This is a genomic window from Streptomyces sp. NPDC050619 (assembly GCF_040654815.1).
Classification (GTDB): Bacteria; Actinomycetota; Actinomycetes; order Streptomycetales; family Streptomycetaceae; genus Streptomyces.
In genome coordinates this window covers 1-16,818 of sequence record NZ_JBFAIR010000028.1, presented here as the reverse complement: position 1 = coordinate 16,818, position 16,818 = coordinate 1, and the positions used below count along the sequence as shown (strand labels likewise).

The following is a 16,818-nucleotide window of genomic DNA, read 5'->3' as shown; positions in this document are numbered from 1 at the left end:
GTCGGTACGACTTGACGGCGAGGGGGAAAAGCCTACGAGTACCCAACGGGACGACAAGTACCCTACGGGCCTACGAATACCCTACGGGAATATCGGTACCGGCATCGGGAGGGGCCCCACAGGACCGGTCGGAGCGAATGGACTCTGCGACCAGTCATGGAGTCCGACGTTCCGATGCCACCAATCGCCGATTGAATTCACCATTCCTGACAGGGACCAGGCGCCGTCTGCCACGCTGGCCGCCGGAATAAGGTCCGGCTTCGGCTGGTACAGCGGACGGGTCCTGGCCCATTCGGGACGTTTGCCGCCGTCCGAGGCCGGGGTTGGCGAGGACTGGGCCGACGGGGAGGGAGTCACCGTCGCACGGGGCGTGGGCGCCTTCGGATCATCGTCGCGGTCGCTCACGTCGTAGGTGATGATGCCTCCCGTCGTGGATCTTGCTGTGATCATCTTGTTGGGATTGCTGAGACTCGGCGTGGGACCGAGTTCGGGAACGATGTCGCCGCCCGCCACAACCCTGCGGTTGTCGCCGGCCGCCGCCAGCATCTTCTGAAGCTCAGTGATGTACCTCCTGAGCTGAGCGGGGCCCGCCGCCTCTGCCGGGCCGCCGGCCTGCTTCACCTCCCAGACCTCGACCCGGCCCTTGCCCCAGCGGACAATGTCCGCCCAGCCGTACTCGCCGTTCCCCTTGGCCGATCCGCCGTCGATCCGCACCTCGTTGTCGAAGTCGTCTCCCGGGTACTGGGACTTGAGCCAGCTCGTCGCCATGCCGACTGCCGTGTCGTGGTTTCCGCTGAGGTCCTTGTACCAGGGCTCCGCGGCTTCGCTGTCCGAGGCCGAGGTCGAGGTCGGGCAAGCCGCGTCGCCCGCGTCGCCGCACAGGAGCCGGTGGCCGTCGAACTCCACGTTCGTGGCCGGATTGCCGCCCCCGAACGCGTACCGGTTACCCGAGTACGGATCGACCCCGAGCCCCATGTCCGCAAGCGCCCCGTTGTACATGTCCCGCGTCGTGAACCGGTTCAGCCCGGGGCTGTAGTCGCGGAAGCCCATGTCGTAGGTGCCGGACTGGGCGTCCCACCGCTTGGAGTTGAAGCGGTAGGCGTTGTACGCCTCCTTCGTGGGGTTGGCCGCGTCCGGCTTGTCGATACCGGTGAACTCGGACGAGTCGTCCTTGCCGTAAGCGGTGTAGCCGTAGGTCGCCTTCGTGTCGCCGTTCTTGTCCGTGAGGGTCTCGACGTCGGTGTGGCCGTTGTAGCCGTAGTAGCCGTCCTCGGTCGTGCCGTCGCTGTTGTGCTTGACCTGCGACAGGCGCTCGCCCCACGGGCTGTACTGGTACGACTTGGTCAGCGTGCCGGCGACCTTCTCATCCAGGACCTCGGACGAGAGGCCCAGATACGCGAAGTCCGTCGTCTTGCCGTCCGCCGTCTGGGACACGGTGCGGTCCATCGGGTCGAAGGCGTACGTCGTCGACTTCATCGCCCCCGTGTCGTCCATCTTCTGGGACTCCACGACGTGGTCGAAGCCGTCGTACACGCTCCGTTCGACGACCTTGCCGCCCGACGCCACCGACGCCTGACGGCCGAACGGGTCGTAGTCGTAGTTGGCCGTGGAGCTGCCGGTGGTGGCGCTCAGCAGGCGGTTGCGGTCGTAGTTGTAGGTGCTGGTGACGTTGTCGACCGTCTGACTGACGACGTTGGAGTTGTCGTCGTGCACGTACGTGTCGGTGCCCGCGCCGTTGCCGGTCTTCACCGACTGCGCCAGCCGGTCGGCCGGGTCGTAGGTATAGCCCGTGGTCGACGACAAGTACGCCGCGTGGTCGTCGGCGCTCATCTTCTTCGCCACGTCCTGCGCCTTGTTCCCGTTCGGATCGTAGGCATAGGTGTGCGAGTCGACGAGAGTGCCGCCCGGCTTCTTCTCCGTCGACGTCTTCAGCGCCGCGTCCAAGTAGTACGTGTAGTCGACGGTGTTGCCGTTGGCCTTGGTCTCCTGGAGCTTCTGCCCGCGGTCGGTGTACGTGTAGGACGTCACCTTCGGCGACGCGTCCGTGGCGGACTTGCCGACCGAGACCGTCTTCACCAAGTCCCGCAGATCGTAGGTGTACTTGGCGAACTGGTCCGGATGCGTGATCGTGTCCGGTTGGCCGTTCGCGTCGTATGCGTACGACGTCGCCTTCTTCTCCGTCCCAGCCAGCGACTCGCTCACCTTCTGCACCTCGTTGAGGCCCGTGTAGGTGATCGCGTAGGCGTCGATCTTCGCCGTCGACGAAGTGTCGTCGATCTGCGTCAGGTTGCCGTTGAGGTCGTAGGAGTAGGTGAAGTTCTTCTTCTCCGTGTCGGCCGGGTCGCCGCTGGTGTCCCGGACGAGCTTCACGCCGTCCGCGGCCACCACACCGCCGCCGTTCTGGAACAGCTGGAGCTTGGCCGCGTTGCCCTGCTTGAAGGCGTAGGAGCCCAGCGAGACCCAGGTGCCCTGGTTCGCGGTCGCGTTCTGGTCGATCGTCTTGTCGACCGTCCCGCCGTCGTATGTCAGCGTGTACTTCGCCGTGGTCGCGGCGCCCGTCACCTTCGGGAACTTCACGTACGCGGCGTACGTGCCGTCCTTGGGGGTGTTGAGCGTCCACGTGAACGAGTCAGTACCCGTACCGGCCGCGTGCGTGAGGTGGTCGTAGCCCTGCTGGCCGGCGATGTCACCGGACGTCCAGGTGCCGGTCTTCGACGTGTTCTGGGTGTCGGAGTTGTCCGCCAGGACCACCGACTGGCCTGCCGGAACGCCATCGTCCGCGCGGGACTTGAGGCTGCCGTCCGGGTAGTACGACCACGTCAGAGTGCGGTTCGACGAGCCGTCCGCGGCGGAGATCGTCCGCTTCGTCTGGGCGCCGAGGTTGTCGTAGTCGTAGTCGGTGACGATGGCCCACGGATCGGTGGACTTCCTCACCCACCCGTTGTCGAAGTACTCGTAGCTGGTGTCGTTACGGACCGTCTCGCCCTCCGACGGCGGCAGCGAGGTCTTCGCCACCCGGCCCACGTCGTCGTAGTCCGTGCGCGTGTAGACGTTCGGGTCGTTGTAGCGGCCGTCCGCCGGGTCGTAGGGCTGGTACTGCTTGACCGGGCGGTTGAGCTCGTCGTACTCGGTGCGGCCGGTGAAGGCCGTCGTCGCACCGGCCGCCGTCGCCCGCGGCGTGAGCACCTTGGTGGCGTTGCCGACCTGGTCGTACTCGTACTTCGTGGTGCGGTACGTGATCGGCGAGGAGCCCTCGTGCGGCACCTGAACCTGGGTGGTCTTGCCACGCTCGTCGTAGGTGATGAGCGTGGTGTTGTTCTCCGCGTCCGTGGTCGACGTGACCAGCGAGTCCTTGTCGTAGGCCCGCTTGGTGATCTTGCCGGCCGCGTCCGTGACGGACGTGAGCCGATGGTCCAGGTCGTAGGCGGTCTTGTTCGTGTAGTCGGTCGTGTCCGCCGTCGCGTTCTTCTTCGGGTCGACGACCGTGACGACGTTGCCGACGTTGTCGTACTCGTACGAGAGCTTGTCGCCCTTGGCGTTCAGGATGGACGTGAGCTGGTAGATCTCGTCGTAGTAGTTCGTCGTGACGGAGTCGGTCGTGTCCGTCGTAGTCGCCGTGCCCTTGGGCTCCGTCGTCGACTTGAGGTTGCCGGCCTTGTCGTAGGTGTACGTCGAGGTACGCGGGCTGGTCTGGTTGTTCGCCGGAGCCGTCGCCGACGTGACCTGGTCCGTGTTGTCGTACACCGCCGTCGACACCGCACCGCTGGGCGCCGTCGACTTGGTGACGTTGTCGTTCTCGTCGTACACCGGCGCCGGGGTCGTGATCAGAAGACCCGTGTCCTGGTTCTTCGGCACCGTGTTGACCAGCGGACGTCCGAACGTGTCGTACGTCTGTGTGGTGACCTTCTGCTTGGCGTCGGTGACCTTGGTGACCTGGCCCCGCACGTCGTACTCGAACAGCGTCGACTTGAGCTTCGCGTCGGTGATCTTCGCCGGGTATCCGGTCGACTCGAAGGCGCTGTACGTCGTCGCGTGCCCGTTGGCGTCGGTCGCCTTGGTCAGCTCGCCGTAGGAGTCGTACTCGTACGACGTGGTGTAGTCACCCGCCGTCGTGGTCGCGACGCCCTTCGGGTCCGTGACCGTCTTCAGGTTGCCGAACGTGTCGTAGCCGAACTGCCAGGCACGGTTCTCCGGCGACGTCTTGCGGAACAGGTCGGCCGAGAAGCCGTCCGCGCGCGTCTGGTACTCGTACTTCGAGGCATTGGCCGGGTAGGTGCCCGGCGCGCAGTCGGACTGCGCCGGTACGCCCGACTTGTTGTTCTCCGCGTCACGCTGCCAGAGCGGGTAGCCCGTCTTCTGGTCGTAGCAGTACGCGGTCTTGGCGCCGTTGGCCTCCTCCAGGTACGTGACGTTGTTGTCCGCGTCCCAACTCATCTGCGTGCTCTGGGACTTGGCGTTGGTCGTCTGGACCGGGCGGCCGAAGTCGTCCGTCACGTACTTGCTCGTGTGCGACTCGGCGTCCGTCACCGTGGCGTCGACGAACTTCGTGTTCGTGGCGTTCGCCGCGTACGCGAAGCCCGTGTCGCCCTGCACACGGTCGGTGATCGTCTTCGTCCACCAGTGGTACTTCGGGTCGTCACCGGCCTGCGGCGCGTAGTACGCCAGCTGCGTCCCGTGCCCGCGCGGGTCGGTGGCCGTGACCAGCTTGACGTTCTTGTTGCCCTGGGTGGCGTCGTAGGTGAACTTGAAGGTCTTCGGCTGGGACGAGCCGTCACCGTCCACGAACTGCCCGAGCAGGCCCTTCGTCGTGTAGAAGAAGGAGATCTTGCGGCCCGAGATGTCCGTCATGGACTTCACGTGGTCGTAGATCTTCGAGTTGGTCAGGTTGGTGCCGCTGACCTTGGCGCCCGTGTCGTCGATGTAGTCGTACGACGCGTCGCCCTTCTTGTAGTAGGCGACGGTCAGGGACTGACGGGACGCCGGGTCGGTGATGTAGGTGAGGAACTTGGTCGGCTTGTTGTTGGACCTGCGCTCCTCGTAGGTGTACGTCTGCGTGTTGCCGTTCTTGTCGACCGTGGACGTCAGGTAGCCGTCGCAGCCGAAGAGGAACCGCGTGCCGTCGGGGCGCATCAGCGTCCAGGCGTCCGGCACCGGGTCCTTGTCCGGCGTACAGTCCAGGCCCGCCTTCATCGTGACCTTGTAGTGCACGCCCGCCGGCGCCTTCCACGACCCGTCCGCCTGCTTGCGGAAGACGTGCGTGGTGCCGTCGCCGTCGGGGAGACGGATCTCCGTCGGGTTCGGGTTGGGATGGAAGTCCAGCGGCGCGCCCAGCCGTATCGGCCCCGCCGCCTGCCCGGACCAGCCCGCGCCGAGCACCGTGTCGGAGGTGTCGAGCGAGTTGTAGGAGAAGCGGGCGAAGGTGGTCAGTCCGCGGCCCGGGTTCGTGAACGCGTTGTAGGACCACACCGAGTTGCCCGAGGCCAGGTTGTTCATCACCGTCGAACCGGCGCCGGTGTTCTTGCCGGTGTAGGAGTAGAACTTCTCCAGACCCAGCGCGTTCGACGTCGGGTCCTCGACCGCCACGTTCTGCTTCAGCGACGGGATGCCGCCGGTCGCGGCGGACAGCCAGGTGCCGTCGGAGACCTTCTTGACGTCCCAGCCCAGCACGTAGTCGGTGCGCTTGTTGCCCGAGTCCGAGTTGATCGGCGTGTTGACGGTGGCCTGGATGGTCGCCGACTGGCCCGGCGAGAGCGCCGGGATCGCCGTGGAGGCCTGGTTGCCGCCGGTCGTCACGTCCGTGCCGTCGGGGAGCTTCCAGGTGTACGACATCACGCGCTCACCGGACGCCCAGGCACTGGACGTGGTGTTGGTGACCGTCATGTCCACCGTGTAGGTGGAGTTGGGGGTCATCCGGGCCGGGGTCTGCGGCGCGTAGTACGTGTCGTCGGTGGTGGAGTCGACGTAGATCACGCGCAGCAGCGGGCCGAGCTGCGGGTCGGGCGCCTCCGACGACAGGAACAGGGTGCGTTCCTGCGGGCCGGTGGTGGTCTCGTCCTTGAGTTTGACCAGGGCGCCCTTGTTGCTGGAGGGCGTCTTGGTCCAGCCCTGGGTGAGGCTGGTGGCGTCCCACCAGTGGCGGCCGACCTCGGAGACCTGCGCGACCGTGTCCGAGACGGTGGCCGAGAAGTCGCCGCCAGTCGCCGTCCACGGCGTGGTCGACGTGGCGTTGTTCCATGTCGCGGTCGTCTCGGCGAAGTCCCGGTTCAGGCCGTGGAGTTCGTAGATCGCCCCGTCGGTGCCCGTCGTCGTCTCCGCGCCCCACATGAACAGGCGCGATTCGAGGACCGTGGCCGTGGTCGGGATGCTCGACGTGGTGAACTTCATCGCCGCGCGGGTCTTGCCGTACGTGGAGGAGTTGTTGCCTACGCTCAGCCACTTCTGGCCGACGTTGAAGGACTGGATGGTGTCCTGGTTCGTGGTCGGCTGCGCGGACGACAGGGTCGTGTCGGTCACCCCGGAGGTGCCCTGGATCAGCCGCATGGTGCGGCCCGCCTTCGGCACGCCGACGATCCGGGTGGGCGAGCCGAGGAGCTGGCCGTCCTTCGTCTTCACCGCGAGTTGGTAGTAGTACGACCGGCCGATCTCCACCGAGGAGGAGTCCGGGGTCGGCGTCGCGGTGGTGTCCGTGTAGGCCGTGACCGCCTTGTCGACCGGGGCCACCAGCGTCGCCGCGGACGGCGTGAACGCCTGCTGCGTGGAGCGGTGCAGCTGGTACTCGGCGAGGTCCAGGTTCGGGTCTCCGGTGGCGTTGGAGTACGCCTTCCACGACAGCTCCGGACCCGTGCCGTGCACGACCGTCGGCGAGTTCAGCGTCGTGCCGACCTTGCCGTACGTCACCGTCAGGCGCGGGATGGTCGACGTCTCGCCGCCGTAGTCGCCGTCACCGGCCTCGTAGCGCGGGCCGCCGGTCGGGGCGGTCGAGGTCTCGTCGGTGGCCTTCAGCACGAATCCGTTGTTGGCCGTGCCGTTCAGCCACTGCTGCACGGTGTCGGTGACCGGGAACTTGTGCCACTGGTTGTACTCGCCGGTGTTCTTCACGATCGACGCCGGGTTGGTGAGCCGCACCGAGTCCGCGATCACCGCCGTCGACGTGGAGGCCGGGCCGTCGCCGAGGACGACCTTGCCCGCCGTGCCCTTGGCGAAGTTGATCTGCGAGCCGCCGTTCAGCGCGGCCCACACGCCGTTGGTGCCCGTCTGCTGGTTGACCGGGTAGGTGGCGGTGCCGTCCTGGGAGGTCACCGTGTACGGGGCATTGGTGGCCCGGTCGGTCGCGGCCACGTAGTGGGCCTCGACCTTGTAGCTGGCCGCTTCCTTGATGTTCGGCTGCCAGGTGTAGGTGTCCCCGGCGACGGCGTCCTTGTTGGACCGGTAGTCGCCGCCGGTGCCGTACTGGGCCAGCGAGGAGGTGGAGGCGGGCCAGCTGCCGACGGCCGCCGTGGTGCCCGCGTCGCCGTCGTCGACCTGGACGCTGGTGCCGGACAACTCGCCCACCAGGGCGCTGGTGTTGGACCAGGTCGCCGCCGACTCGCTCCACGCGCCGGTGGCCCGGTAGGCGCCGATGGTGACGTCGTTGGCGTTGGTGGTGTGCGACTGGTCGAAGTACATCTCCAGGCGCGCCGAGTCGATCGTCGTGCCCGACGGGATCTCACTCAGCGGGAACTTGATCAGCGAACGGGCGGTGCCGGTGTCGGTCTTGCCCGCCGCGAGCTTCCAGCTGGTGTTGAAGTTCACCGACGCCTGGTCCGACAGGACCATGGTGTCCTGGGAGTCGGTCGGGGACGGCGCGATGGTGATCGTCGGGTCGATGACGACCGGGTACTGCCGCTCCTTGGCGGCCAGCCACTTCGTGTCCGGCGTGACGGTCAGCTTCCAGGCGTCGCCGTCCTTGGTGAGCTTCTGGGTGACCTTGGTGCTGTAGGTCTTCCCGAAGACGGACCGGTCGGCCTTCTTCGCGTCGGTCATGTACGGCGCCGGGATCACCAGTTCCGGCGTGTGCGGCAGCTCGCCGTACAGGGCGATCGAGCCGTCCTCGCGGGCCTTCGGCACCAGCCCGTCGGTGTTCAGCGTGAAGGTGAACTTCAGTGGGCCGGCGGGGCGTTCGGGGAGGGTGATGTTCTCCTTCACCCGGCCCGGTCCCACGGCGTACTCCAGGTCCGCGCCGTGCGCCGCGTCCTTGTACGTGACCGTGGAGCCCTTGGCCTTCGGCTTCAGCTCGCGGCCCGCGCCGTCCAGGCCGAGGGTGACCGAACGGCCGTCGGGCGCCGCGAAGCGCACCAGACGGCCGGCGTCCGCACCGAACCAGGTGCGCCCGTTGTTGGTGGCGTTGGCGAACTCGAAGCCCTTCGCCGCGCTCTCGCGGACCGTCGTGTCGATCGGCTTCCACTCCGCCGACCTGCCCGACCCGGAGCGGTACGACGTCGGCACCGCCGACAGCTCCGCCTGGACCCGGCCGTCGGACAGCTGCCAGAAACGGGCATTCGCCGTACGCCGTCCGGTCAGCTCCTTGACGCGCTTGGCCTTCGGGTCGTTCTTCCCCTGGGGGAGCTTCTGCCGGTCGGCAATTCCCAATTCGTCATGCGACGGCGGTTTGTCGTTTCCCTTGCTGTCATCCGCGAACCAGCCCTTGACGGTATCGACAATTCCCTTGTCGTCACCGTCGGAAGCGGACGCCGCATACGCGGCCTGTGGTAGCGCGGTACTCGTCACCGCGGATACCACCAGGCACGCTATGAGCCTGCCCCATCTGGGTCTCACACCAAACCTTTCCTCATGCGCCGGGACCTGAACACGCTGCTGAAACGCAGCGGCGCCGAGGTTCTAGCCACTCGGCAAAGGGAAAGTCAACTGTGCAGACAAAACGGGAACCAGATGGCAAGAAACCCTTATCCGTCACCCGGGTGTCCGTTATTTCCGCTCGCTGGCCATCCGCTCGGGGCGTCGTGTATAACCGCCCCGTTCCTATGCGAGGGGGAGAATTAATGGGCGACACAATGCAGAAATCCGCAACGGACGCGACTATCACGGACGCGGCAGCGGAAAAGCCCGTACGGTCCCGTCGCGCCGACCGCGCCGGCCTGATCGCGGGGGCCGCGGTGCTGGCCGCGTGCTCCGGGCTCGTCCTGTATGGGGTCCTCGACAGCGACCAGGGGGAGGGCGAACCGGAACACCGCGCCCCCACCGCCTCGGTGACCTACGAGGTGACCGGCGAGGGCACCGCCGACATCAGTTACCAGGCCCGCGACGAGTCCGGGAAGGCCACCGTCGTCAAGGCGGCAGCGCTGCCCTGGCACGCGACCGTGGACGTACCGCTCGGCCAGGACCCGATCGTCAGCATCGTCCTCGGCGAGAAGGGGGGCCAGGCCCGCTGCACGGTCGCGGTCCGCGGCCGGCACGTCCAGAGCGCGACCGCCACCGGCACCTTCGGCCGCGCCACCTGCTCGGGCACCTTGCCCGGCACGGACGCGACCGGGGGCTGACAGCGCACCCCGAACCCAATCCCCGCTAAATTATTGAAAACGATTGTCATCATGCTACGGTCGGCGCATTCACCCTTGACCACCCCTTTACCCGGAGGGTCCCGTGCGCCTGCCCGCTCACCGCCTGCTCCCCGCCACCGCCCTCACGGCCGCCTCCGCCCTGCTCACCGGCTGCTTCGCCGGCGCGGAGTCGGCCACGGACGACACAGGGGGCGGCACCCGCATACGCGTCGCGATGATGCAGCCCCCGCGTTCGGGGCTGTCCCCGCTCTCCGACGACGCGTTCAAGCTGTCGCGCTGGTCGACCGCCGAGACGCTCGTGACGCTCGACGCGGAGGGCGACGCCGAGCCCGCGCTCGCCACCAAGTGGACGCAGTCGGGGAAGAGCTGGACCTTCACCCTGCGCGACGGGGTCACCTTCCACGACGGCACGGACCTCACCGCCGAGTCCGTCGTCCGCTCCCTCACCAAGGCCGCCGGCGCCGCCCCCAAGCCGCGCATCCTGGACGGCGTCGAGCTGACGGCGAAGGCTCAGGGCAGCGACACCGTCGTCGTCACCACCTCCGACGAGGACCCCCTCGTCCCGCAGCGGCTCAGCTCGCCGCAGCTGTCGATCCTCGCGGCGAAGGCGTACCGGGGGAAGACGGTGAACCCCGTCGGCACCGGCACCGGCCCCTTCGAACTGACCAGGGTCGACGGCACCTCCGCCGCCGCCCTCGACCGCTACGCCGGCTACTGGGGCGACAAGGCCAAGGCCCCGGGAATCGACGTCAGGTTCGTGCCCGACGGCACGGCCCGCGCCGCCGCCCTCCGCAGCGGCGAGGCCGACATCGTCGAGGCGGTCCCCGTGTCCCAGGCCGCGCTGCTCGAGGAGGACCTGATCACCGAGGTCCCGATGCCGCGCACCAACACCCTGTACCTGAACACCGAGAGCGGCCCCTTCAAGGACGCCTCGCTGCGCGCCGCCGCCCGTGCGGCGCTCGACGCCGAGTCGATCGTGAAGGGCGTGTACGAGGGCCGCGCCGACGTCGCCAAGGGGCTGCTCGGGCCGGCCCTCCCGTGGGCGGCCGAACTGCGCACGCCCGTCAAGCGGACCACGGCCGGGAAGCCGGACGGTCAGACCATCACCATCGGCACCTTCACCGACCGCGCCGAACTCCCCGAGGTCGCGGCCACGCTGCAACAGCAGCTCCAGCAGGCCGGGTTCAAGGTGAAGCTGGACGTCCGCGAGTACGCCAACATCGAATCCGACGCGCTGGCGGGCGCGTTCGACGCCTTCATCCTCTCCCGGGCCACCATCCTCGACTCCGGCGACCCGGCCGCCTACCTCTACAGCGACTTCGCCTCCGACGGCTCCTTCAACATCTCCCAGCTCGACGACGCCTCCGTGGACGAGGCGTTGAAGAAGGCCGGCGAGACGAAGGCCGGTGACGCCCGCCGCAAGGCCGTCATGGCGGCCGAGGCCGCCGTGCTCCGCACCGACGCGGCCGTGCCGATGCTCCACGAGCGCGTGATCCAGGGCGACGCCGCCTCAGTCGTCGGCGCCGCCCACGACCCGCGCGAGCGGGAACTCGTCACGGCGGACACCCACCTCAAGTGAAGCCGACCGCCGCCGGGGTGACCCGGGCCCTGAGTCTCGTCGCGGTCGTCGCCGCCGTCGGCCTGCTGCCCTGGCTCTCCGGCAAGGACCCCGCCCTGACGGTGCTGCGGGCCCGCTCCGCCGAGCAGGAGCCCACGAAGGAGGCCCTGGACGCCGTACGAGACGATCTCGGGCTCGACGCCGGTCCCCTTTCCCTGCTGGGGAGTTGGGCATCCGACCTGCTGCACGGCGACCTCGGCGGCTCCTGGGTCTCCGGCACCGACGTCCTGCCGTCCGTCGGCTCCGGGCTCCAGGTGTCGCTGGGGCTGATGGGCGCGGCGTTCGGTGTGGCCGTGCTGCTGGCGTGCGCGCTGGTCGCGCCCGTGCTGGTGCGGGGGCGCCGGTCGGCCGGGGCGTGGGCGGCGATGCTGGCGGCCGTGCCCGAATTCCTGCTGGCCACCGTGGCGTTGCTGGTGTGCGGGGTGTGGCTCGGGTGGCTGCCGACGTCCGGCTGGCAGGGGCCGCAGTACATGGTCCTGCCCGCGCTCGCCCTCGGCGTCCCGGCGGGCGGGCTGCTCGGCCGGCTGGTCGCGGACGCGCTGCCCGCCGTACTGGACGAGCGGTGGGTGGAGTTGTGGCGGGGCGCCGGAGTCAGCCGCAAGACCATCTCGGCAGCCGCGCTCAAGCGCGTACTGCCGCCGCTGGTACCGCAGTTCGGGATGGCCGCCGTCGGCCTGACCGGCGGCGCGGTCGCCGTGGAGACGGTGTTCGCGGTGCCCGGCATCGGGCGTACGGCACTGGGCGCGGCCAAGTCGCAGGATCTCCCGCTGCTCCAGGGAGCCGTCCTCGCCCTGTTGCTGCTCGGCCTGGTCACCGGCGCCCTGGCGGCTCTCGTACGGCGCCGGCTGCTGGGCCCTGCCCTGCGCGCGGCCGAGTTGTCGCTGCCGCCCGTCCGCCCGGTCCGCGCGCACCCGGCGATCCCGATCGCCCTCGCCGCCCTGCTCGCGACGGCGATCGGCGGGGGCCTGCTGCGCGACCCGTACACCGTGGACACGGCGGCCCGCCTGGCCGCGCCTTCCTGGTCGCATCCCCTGGGCACGGACGGCCTCGGCCGCGACGTGCTCGCCCGTCTCGGGCACGGCGCCGCCCCGACGGTCGGCACGGCCGCGGCCGTCTGTCTGCTGAGCCTGCTGGTCGCCCTGGTCCTGGGCTTCCTGCCGGGCCTCGCGGCGGGCGCGGCGGACATCGCCAACGCGCTGCCCCCGGTGATCGTCGGCATCCTGGTCGCCGCGGTCGCCGGGCCCGGCACCGGCGGCGCGGCCTTCGCGGTCGCGCTGATCTCCTGGCCGCCGCTGGCCGCGCACGCGGCGGCGCTGGTGCAGGAGGTGCGCGCGTCGGCCTTCCTGACCGCCCAACGGGCCATCGGGGCGACGCCGCTGTGGATCCTCACCCGGCACGTACTCCCGTCGGTGGCCGCGCCCGTCGCCCGGCACGCCCTCCTGCGCCTGCCCGGTATCGCCCTCGCCCTGGCCTCGCTGGGCTTCCTGGGCCTCGGCGCCCAGCCGCCCGCCCCCGAGTGGGGCCTGCTGCTCGACGAGTCACGCGCCTACGTGGAACGCGCCCCCTGGGCGGCCCTGGCCCCGGCGGTGGCGCTGGCCCTGCTGGCGGGGCTCGCGGTCTCGGGAGCGGCGTACGCGCAGGGCCGGGGAGTCAAGAAGGCCGTACCGAAACCGAAGGAGACCCCCGTTGGAGTCGGAGTCCGGCATGGCTGACGTGCTGCTGTCAGTACGCGATCTCCGCATCGCCTTCGACGGCGTCGAGGCCGTCCGCGGCCTGTCCTTCGACGTCCGCCCGCGCGAGGTCCTCGCCGTGGTCGGCGAGTCGGGCGCGGGCAAGTCCCTGACGGCCCGGGCGCTGCTGGGGATGCTTCCACCGGGTGCGACGACGAGCGGGGAGATCCGGCTGCGGGGGTCCTTGGACCTCGCCGCCCAGCGCGGGCGCCGGATCGCCCTGGTCCCGCAGGACGCCCTGTCCGCCCTCTCCCCGGTGCACCCGGTCGGCGACCAACTCGCCGCCGCCGTACGGTCAGTGGCCCGCGTGTCCCGCAAGGAGGCCCGGGTCCGGGCGGTCGCCGCGCTCGACCGTGTCGGCATCCCGGACGCCGTAGGCAGGGCGCGGGCGTATCCGCACGAGTTCTCCGGCGGAATGCGGCAGCGGGCGGTCATCGCCATGGCGACGATCAACGAACCCGATGTCCTCGTCGCCGACGAACCGACCACCGCCCTCGACGAGGAACGCCGCGACCAGGTGCTGCGCGTCCTCGCCGAACAGCGGGAGGCGGTCGGCGCCGCGCTCGTCCTGGTCACCCACGACCTGGACGTCGTACGGGACCACGCGGACCGCGCGCTCGTCATGTACGCCGGACGCCTGACCGAACTCGGCCCGGCGGCGGCGGTGTTGGGCCGCCCCCGCGCCCCCTACACGGCGGGCCTGCTGGCCTCGCTCCCGGAGCACGCACACGGCCGCCGCCTCCCCGCTCTCCCCGGCACCCCGCCCGCCCCGGGCGCGCTCCCGCCGGGCTGCGCGTTCGCCCCGCGCTGCCCGCTCGCGACGGAGGTCTGTCACCGGTCGGAGCCCGAGCCCCAGCAGGTGGAGGACCGCCTGGTCGCCTGCCACCACTGGGCCGAAGTCCCCCACCCCGCCGTCGAGTTGTTCCAGGTGACGCGCCATGCCTCTGCTTGACGTCCGCGACCTCGTCGTCCGCTACGGACCGGTGACCGCGGTGGACCATGTCTCCTTCGCCCTGAGCGAGTCAGAGACCCTCGCCCTCAACGGTCCCTCCGGCTGCGGCAAGTCCTCCACCGCGCTGGCGGTGCTGCTACTGCGCCGCCCGGACGGCGGCGAAGTCCACTTCGAGGGACGGGAGTTGACGCCCCTGTCCGAACGCGAACTGCGCCCACTACGCCCGCGCATGCAGCCCGTCTTCCAGGACCCGTACGGCTCCCTCAGCCCGCGCCACCGCATCCGCGAGGCGGTGGCGGAACCGCTGAAGGTCCAGGGCCGCTGGAACACCGCGACCGGCCCCGCCCACGTGGCCCGACTCCTCGACCGGGTCGGCCTCGACCCGTCGTACGGAGACCGCTACCCGCACGAGCTCTCCGGCGGCCAGTGCCAGCGCGCCGGCATCGCCCGCGCGCTCGCCTCCGAGCCGCGACTGCTGGTCCTGGACGAACCGGTGTCGGCCCTGGACCCGTCCGTCCGGGCCGGCGTCCTGAACCTGCTCGCCGATCTCCAGGACGAGCTGGGCCTCGGGTATCTGTTCATCTGCCACGACCGGGCGGTGGTACGGCACTTCGCGGACCGGGTGCTGGAGATGCGGGAGGGGCGCGTCAGTTCCCCGTGAGGCCCTCGATCACCTTCCGCAGCCCTTCCGTCAGCTGTTCGGCCTCGGGGGCGCTCTTCGGGTCGAAGGTCCACTGCGCCATTACGCCCATCATCAGGGTCAGGTAGAAGTAGCCGAGGGTGTCCACGGTCTCCTCCGTGAGGTCTTCCTCACGCCCCCCGTGGAAGAGCGTGACGATGCCGCGCGCCCCCTCCCGCTGGGCGCGCGCCAGATGCTCCCGCACCTCGGGCAGTTGGTCGCCCATGACCACGATCTCCATGCTCAGCCGCCACAGCGAACCGGGCTCCCGCATGGTGCCGATGATGTTCGACCACACCTCGGCGAACCGCTCGATCGAGCCGGGCTCCCCCCGGATCTCGCCACCCCCGTCGAAGGCGTCGGAGATCCCCTCCACCATGTCGATGTACGCCTGCGCCAGCAACGCGTCCTTCGACCCGTAGTGGTAGCCGATGGACGCCAGGTTGGTCCCCGACTCCTTGACGATGTCCCGCGCGGTCGTGCGCAGGAATCCCTTCTCCATCAGGCAGCGCTTGGCGCCTTCGAGCAGATCCTCACGGTGTCCCATGCGGACCACCCTACTCGGATCCATACAGCCGTCCTATACAGCTGAATTATACGTACGTCCTAGACAGGCGTTTAAGACGCTCGTACAGTCACCGCCATGACGAACTCGACAAGCTCCTTGGCGGCCCCCCGAGCCGGCCGCCGCGAATGGACCGCCCTCGTCGTGCTGATGCTTCCGCTGCTGCTGGTCTCCATGGACGTCTCGGTCCTCTACTTCGCGATCCCGGCGATCAGCGCGGACCTGGAGCCGAGCGGCACCCAGCAGCTGTGGATCTTCGACATCTACGGCTTCGTACTGGCCGGCCTGCTCATGACGATGGGCTCGCTCGGCGACCGCATCGGCCGCCGCAGGCTGCTCCTGATCGGCGCGACCGCCTTCGGCGCGGCTTCGCTGGTGGCGGCGTACGCGAACAGCGCCGAGACCCTGATCGCGGCCCGCGCGGTCCTCGGCATCGGCGGCGCGACCCTGATGCCGTCGACGATGGCGCTTCTCCGCACGATGTTCACCGACCCCGGCCAGCGCGCGAAGGCGATCGGCCTGTGGTCCGGCGTCATGACGGCCGGGGTCGCGCTCGGCTCGGTGATGAGCGGCATCCTGGTCGAGCACTTCTGGTGGGGCTCGGTCTTCCTGGTCAACCTGCCCGCGATGGCCCTGCTGCTGGTCATCGGCCCAGTCCTGCTGCCCGAGTCGAAGGACCCCGCGCCCGGCCGCTTCGACTGGCTGAGCGTCCCCCTGTCGATGGCCGCGGTGCTGCCCGTGATCTACGGCCTGAAGGAGATCGCGGCCGAGGGCTGGAACGTGCGGTACGTCGTCTCGATCACCGTCGGCCTGCTCTTCGCGGCCCTCTTCGCCCACCGCCAGCGCACGACGGCCGCACCGATGATCTCCCCGGCCCTGTTCCGCGGCAAGGGCTTCGCCCCGGCCGTCGTCCTCAATCTGATCTCGATGTTCGGGATGCTGGGTTCGGCGTTCTTCACCACGCAGTACATCCAGTCGGTGCTCGACAAGAGCGCGCTGGAGGCAGCCCTGTGGGCGCTGCTCCCCTCGGTACCGATCGGCCTGGCCGCCCCGATGGCGACCTCCCTCGTCCAGAAGGGCGTCAACCGCGCCTACGTCGTGACGGCGGGCTTCGTCATCGGCGCGTGCGGCTACGGCATGCTCGCTCTCGCCGGTACGGACTCGATGTGGCTGGTGCTGGCCGCGTGCGGGGTCCTCGCCTCCGGGATCGTCACGGTCATCTCCCAGGTGACGGACCTGGCGATCGGCACGGCCCCGGCCGAGCGGGCGGGCTCCGCGTCCTCCCTGCTGGAGACGGGCGCGGAGTTCGGCGGCGCCCTCGGTATGGCGGTCCTCGGCTCCATCGGTACGGCGATCTACCGCCACGAGATCCCTGCCTCGGCGCCGGCCCCGGCCCACGAGACGTTGGGCGGGGCGCTGGCTGTGGCGGACCAAGTGCCGGGCCTGGCTACGGCTGCCCGGGAGGCGTTCACGAGTGGGATGCAGGGGGCGGCGATCGTGGGGGCGGCGGTGCTGGCGGGGGCGGCGGTGCTGGCGGCGATGACGCTGCGCCGGGTTCAGGTGCACAGCAAGACGCCGGACGAGCCGAGTTGCCTCAGCCCGTCCGGCGTTTGAGAACGTGCCTCAGACCAGGTTCACCGCGCGAGCGGAGGTCGCCCCGATCTCCGCCTCGACCTCGGTCAGCACCCCGGCGGGCACCGTGTCGTCGACGGTCAGG

General features: G+C 69.5%; 8 protein-coding genes. 6 read left to right on the top strand and 2 right to left on the bottom strand.

Going from position 1 to position 16,818, the window contains the following annotated elements:
• Positions 1-81: 81 nt before the first annotated feature.
• Positions 82-7,815, bottom strand: coding sequence for a DNRLRE domain-containing protein (locus AB0I77_RS36120; RefSeq protein ID WP_363287125.1), 7,734 nt, complete (start codon positions 7,813-7,815; stop codon positions 82-84).
• Between the two features lie 1,235 nt (positions 7,816-9,050).
• On the opposite strand from AB0I77_RS36120, the gene AB0I77_RS36115 reads away from it, so the two are divergent.
• From AB0I77_RS36115 to AB0I77_RS36095, 5 genes are all read left to right on the top strand, one after another.
• A complete protein-coding gene (locus AB0I77_RS36115) occupies positions 9,051-9,536 on the top strand; it encodes an MmpS family transport accessory protein (protein ID WP_363287015.1) in 486 nt (161 codons plus the stop codon).
• Between the two features lie 103 nt (positions 9,537-9,639).
• The gene (locus AB0I77_RS36110; RefSeq protein WP_363287014.1) at positions 9,640-11,136 is read left to right on the top strand and encodes an ABC transporter substrate-binding protein; all 1,497 of its coding nucleotides are present in this window, start codon (positions 9,640-9,642) and stop codon (positions 11,134-11,136) included.
• Positions 11,133-12,887, top strand: a complete 1,755-nt coding sequence (locus AB0I77_RS36105; RefSeq protein ID WP_363287013.1) for an ABC transporter permease subunit — start codon at positions 11,133-11,135, stop codon at positions 12,885-12,887. The genes AB0I77_RS36110 and AB0I77_RS36105 overlap by 4 nt, the downstream gene beginning before the upstream one ends.
• Positions 12,880-13,857 (top strand): ABC transporter ATP-binding protein, encoded by a 978-nt coding sequence (locus AB0I77_RS36100; protein WP_363287012.1) that lies wholly within the window; start codon positions 12,880-12,882, stop codon positions 13,855-13,857. The genes AB0I77_RS36105 and AB0I77_RS36100 overlap by 8 nt, the downstream gene beginning before the upstream one ends.
• The gene (locus AB0I77_RS36095; protein WP_363287011.1) at positions 13,844-14,518 is read left to right on the top strand and encodes a dipeptide/oligopeptide/nickel ABC transporter ATP-binding protein; all 675 of its coding nucleotides are present in this window, start codon (positions 13,844-13,846) and stop codon (positions 14,516-14,518) included. The genes AB0I77_RS36100 and AB0I77_RS36095 overlap by 14 nt, the downstream gene beginning before the upstream one ends.
• Here the strand turns inward: AB0I77_RS36095 and AB0I77_RS36090 are convergent.
• Positions 14,505-15,083, bottom strand: coding sequence for a TetR/AcrR family transcriptional regulator (locus AB0I77_RS36090; RefSeq protein ID WP_363287010.1), 579 nt, complete (start codon positions 15,081-15,083; stop codon positions 14,505-14,507). The two genes, AB0I77_RS36095 and AB0I77_RS36090, sit on opposite strands and share 14 nt — an antisense overlap.
• 96 nt (positions 15,084-15,179) lie before the next feature.
• Here AB0I77_RS36090 and AB0I77_RS36085 point away from each other — a divergent pair, with 96 nt between their 5' ends.
• Positions 15,180-16,715, top strand: coding sequence for an MFS transporter (locus AB0I77_RS36085; protein ID WP_363287009.1), 1,536 nt, complete (start codon positions 15,180-15,182; stop codon positions 16,713-16,715).
• Positions 16,716-16,818 lie beyond the last annotated feature (103 nt).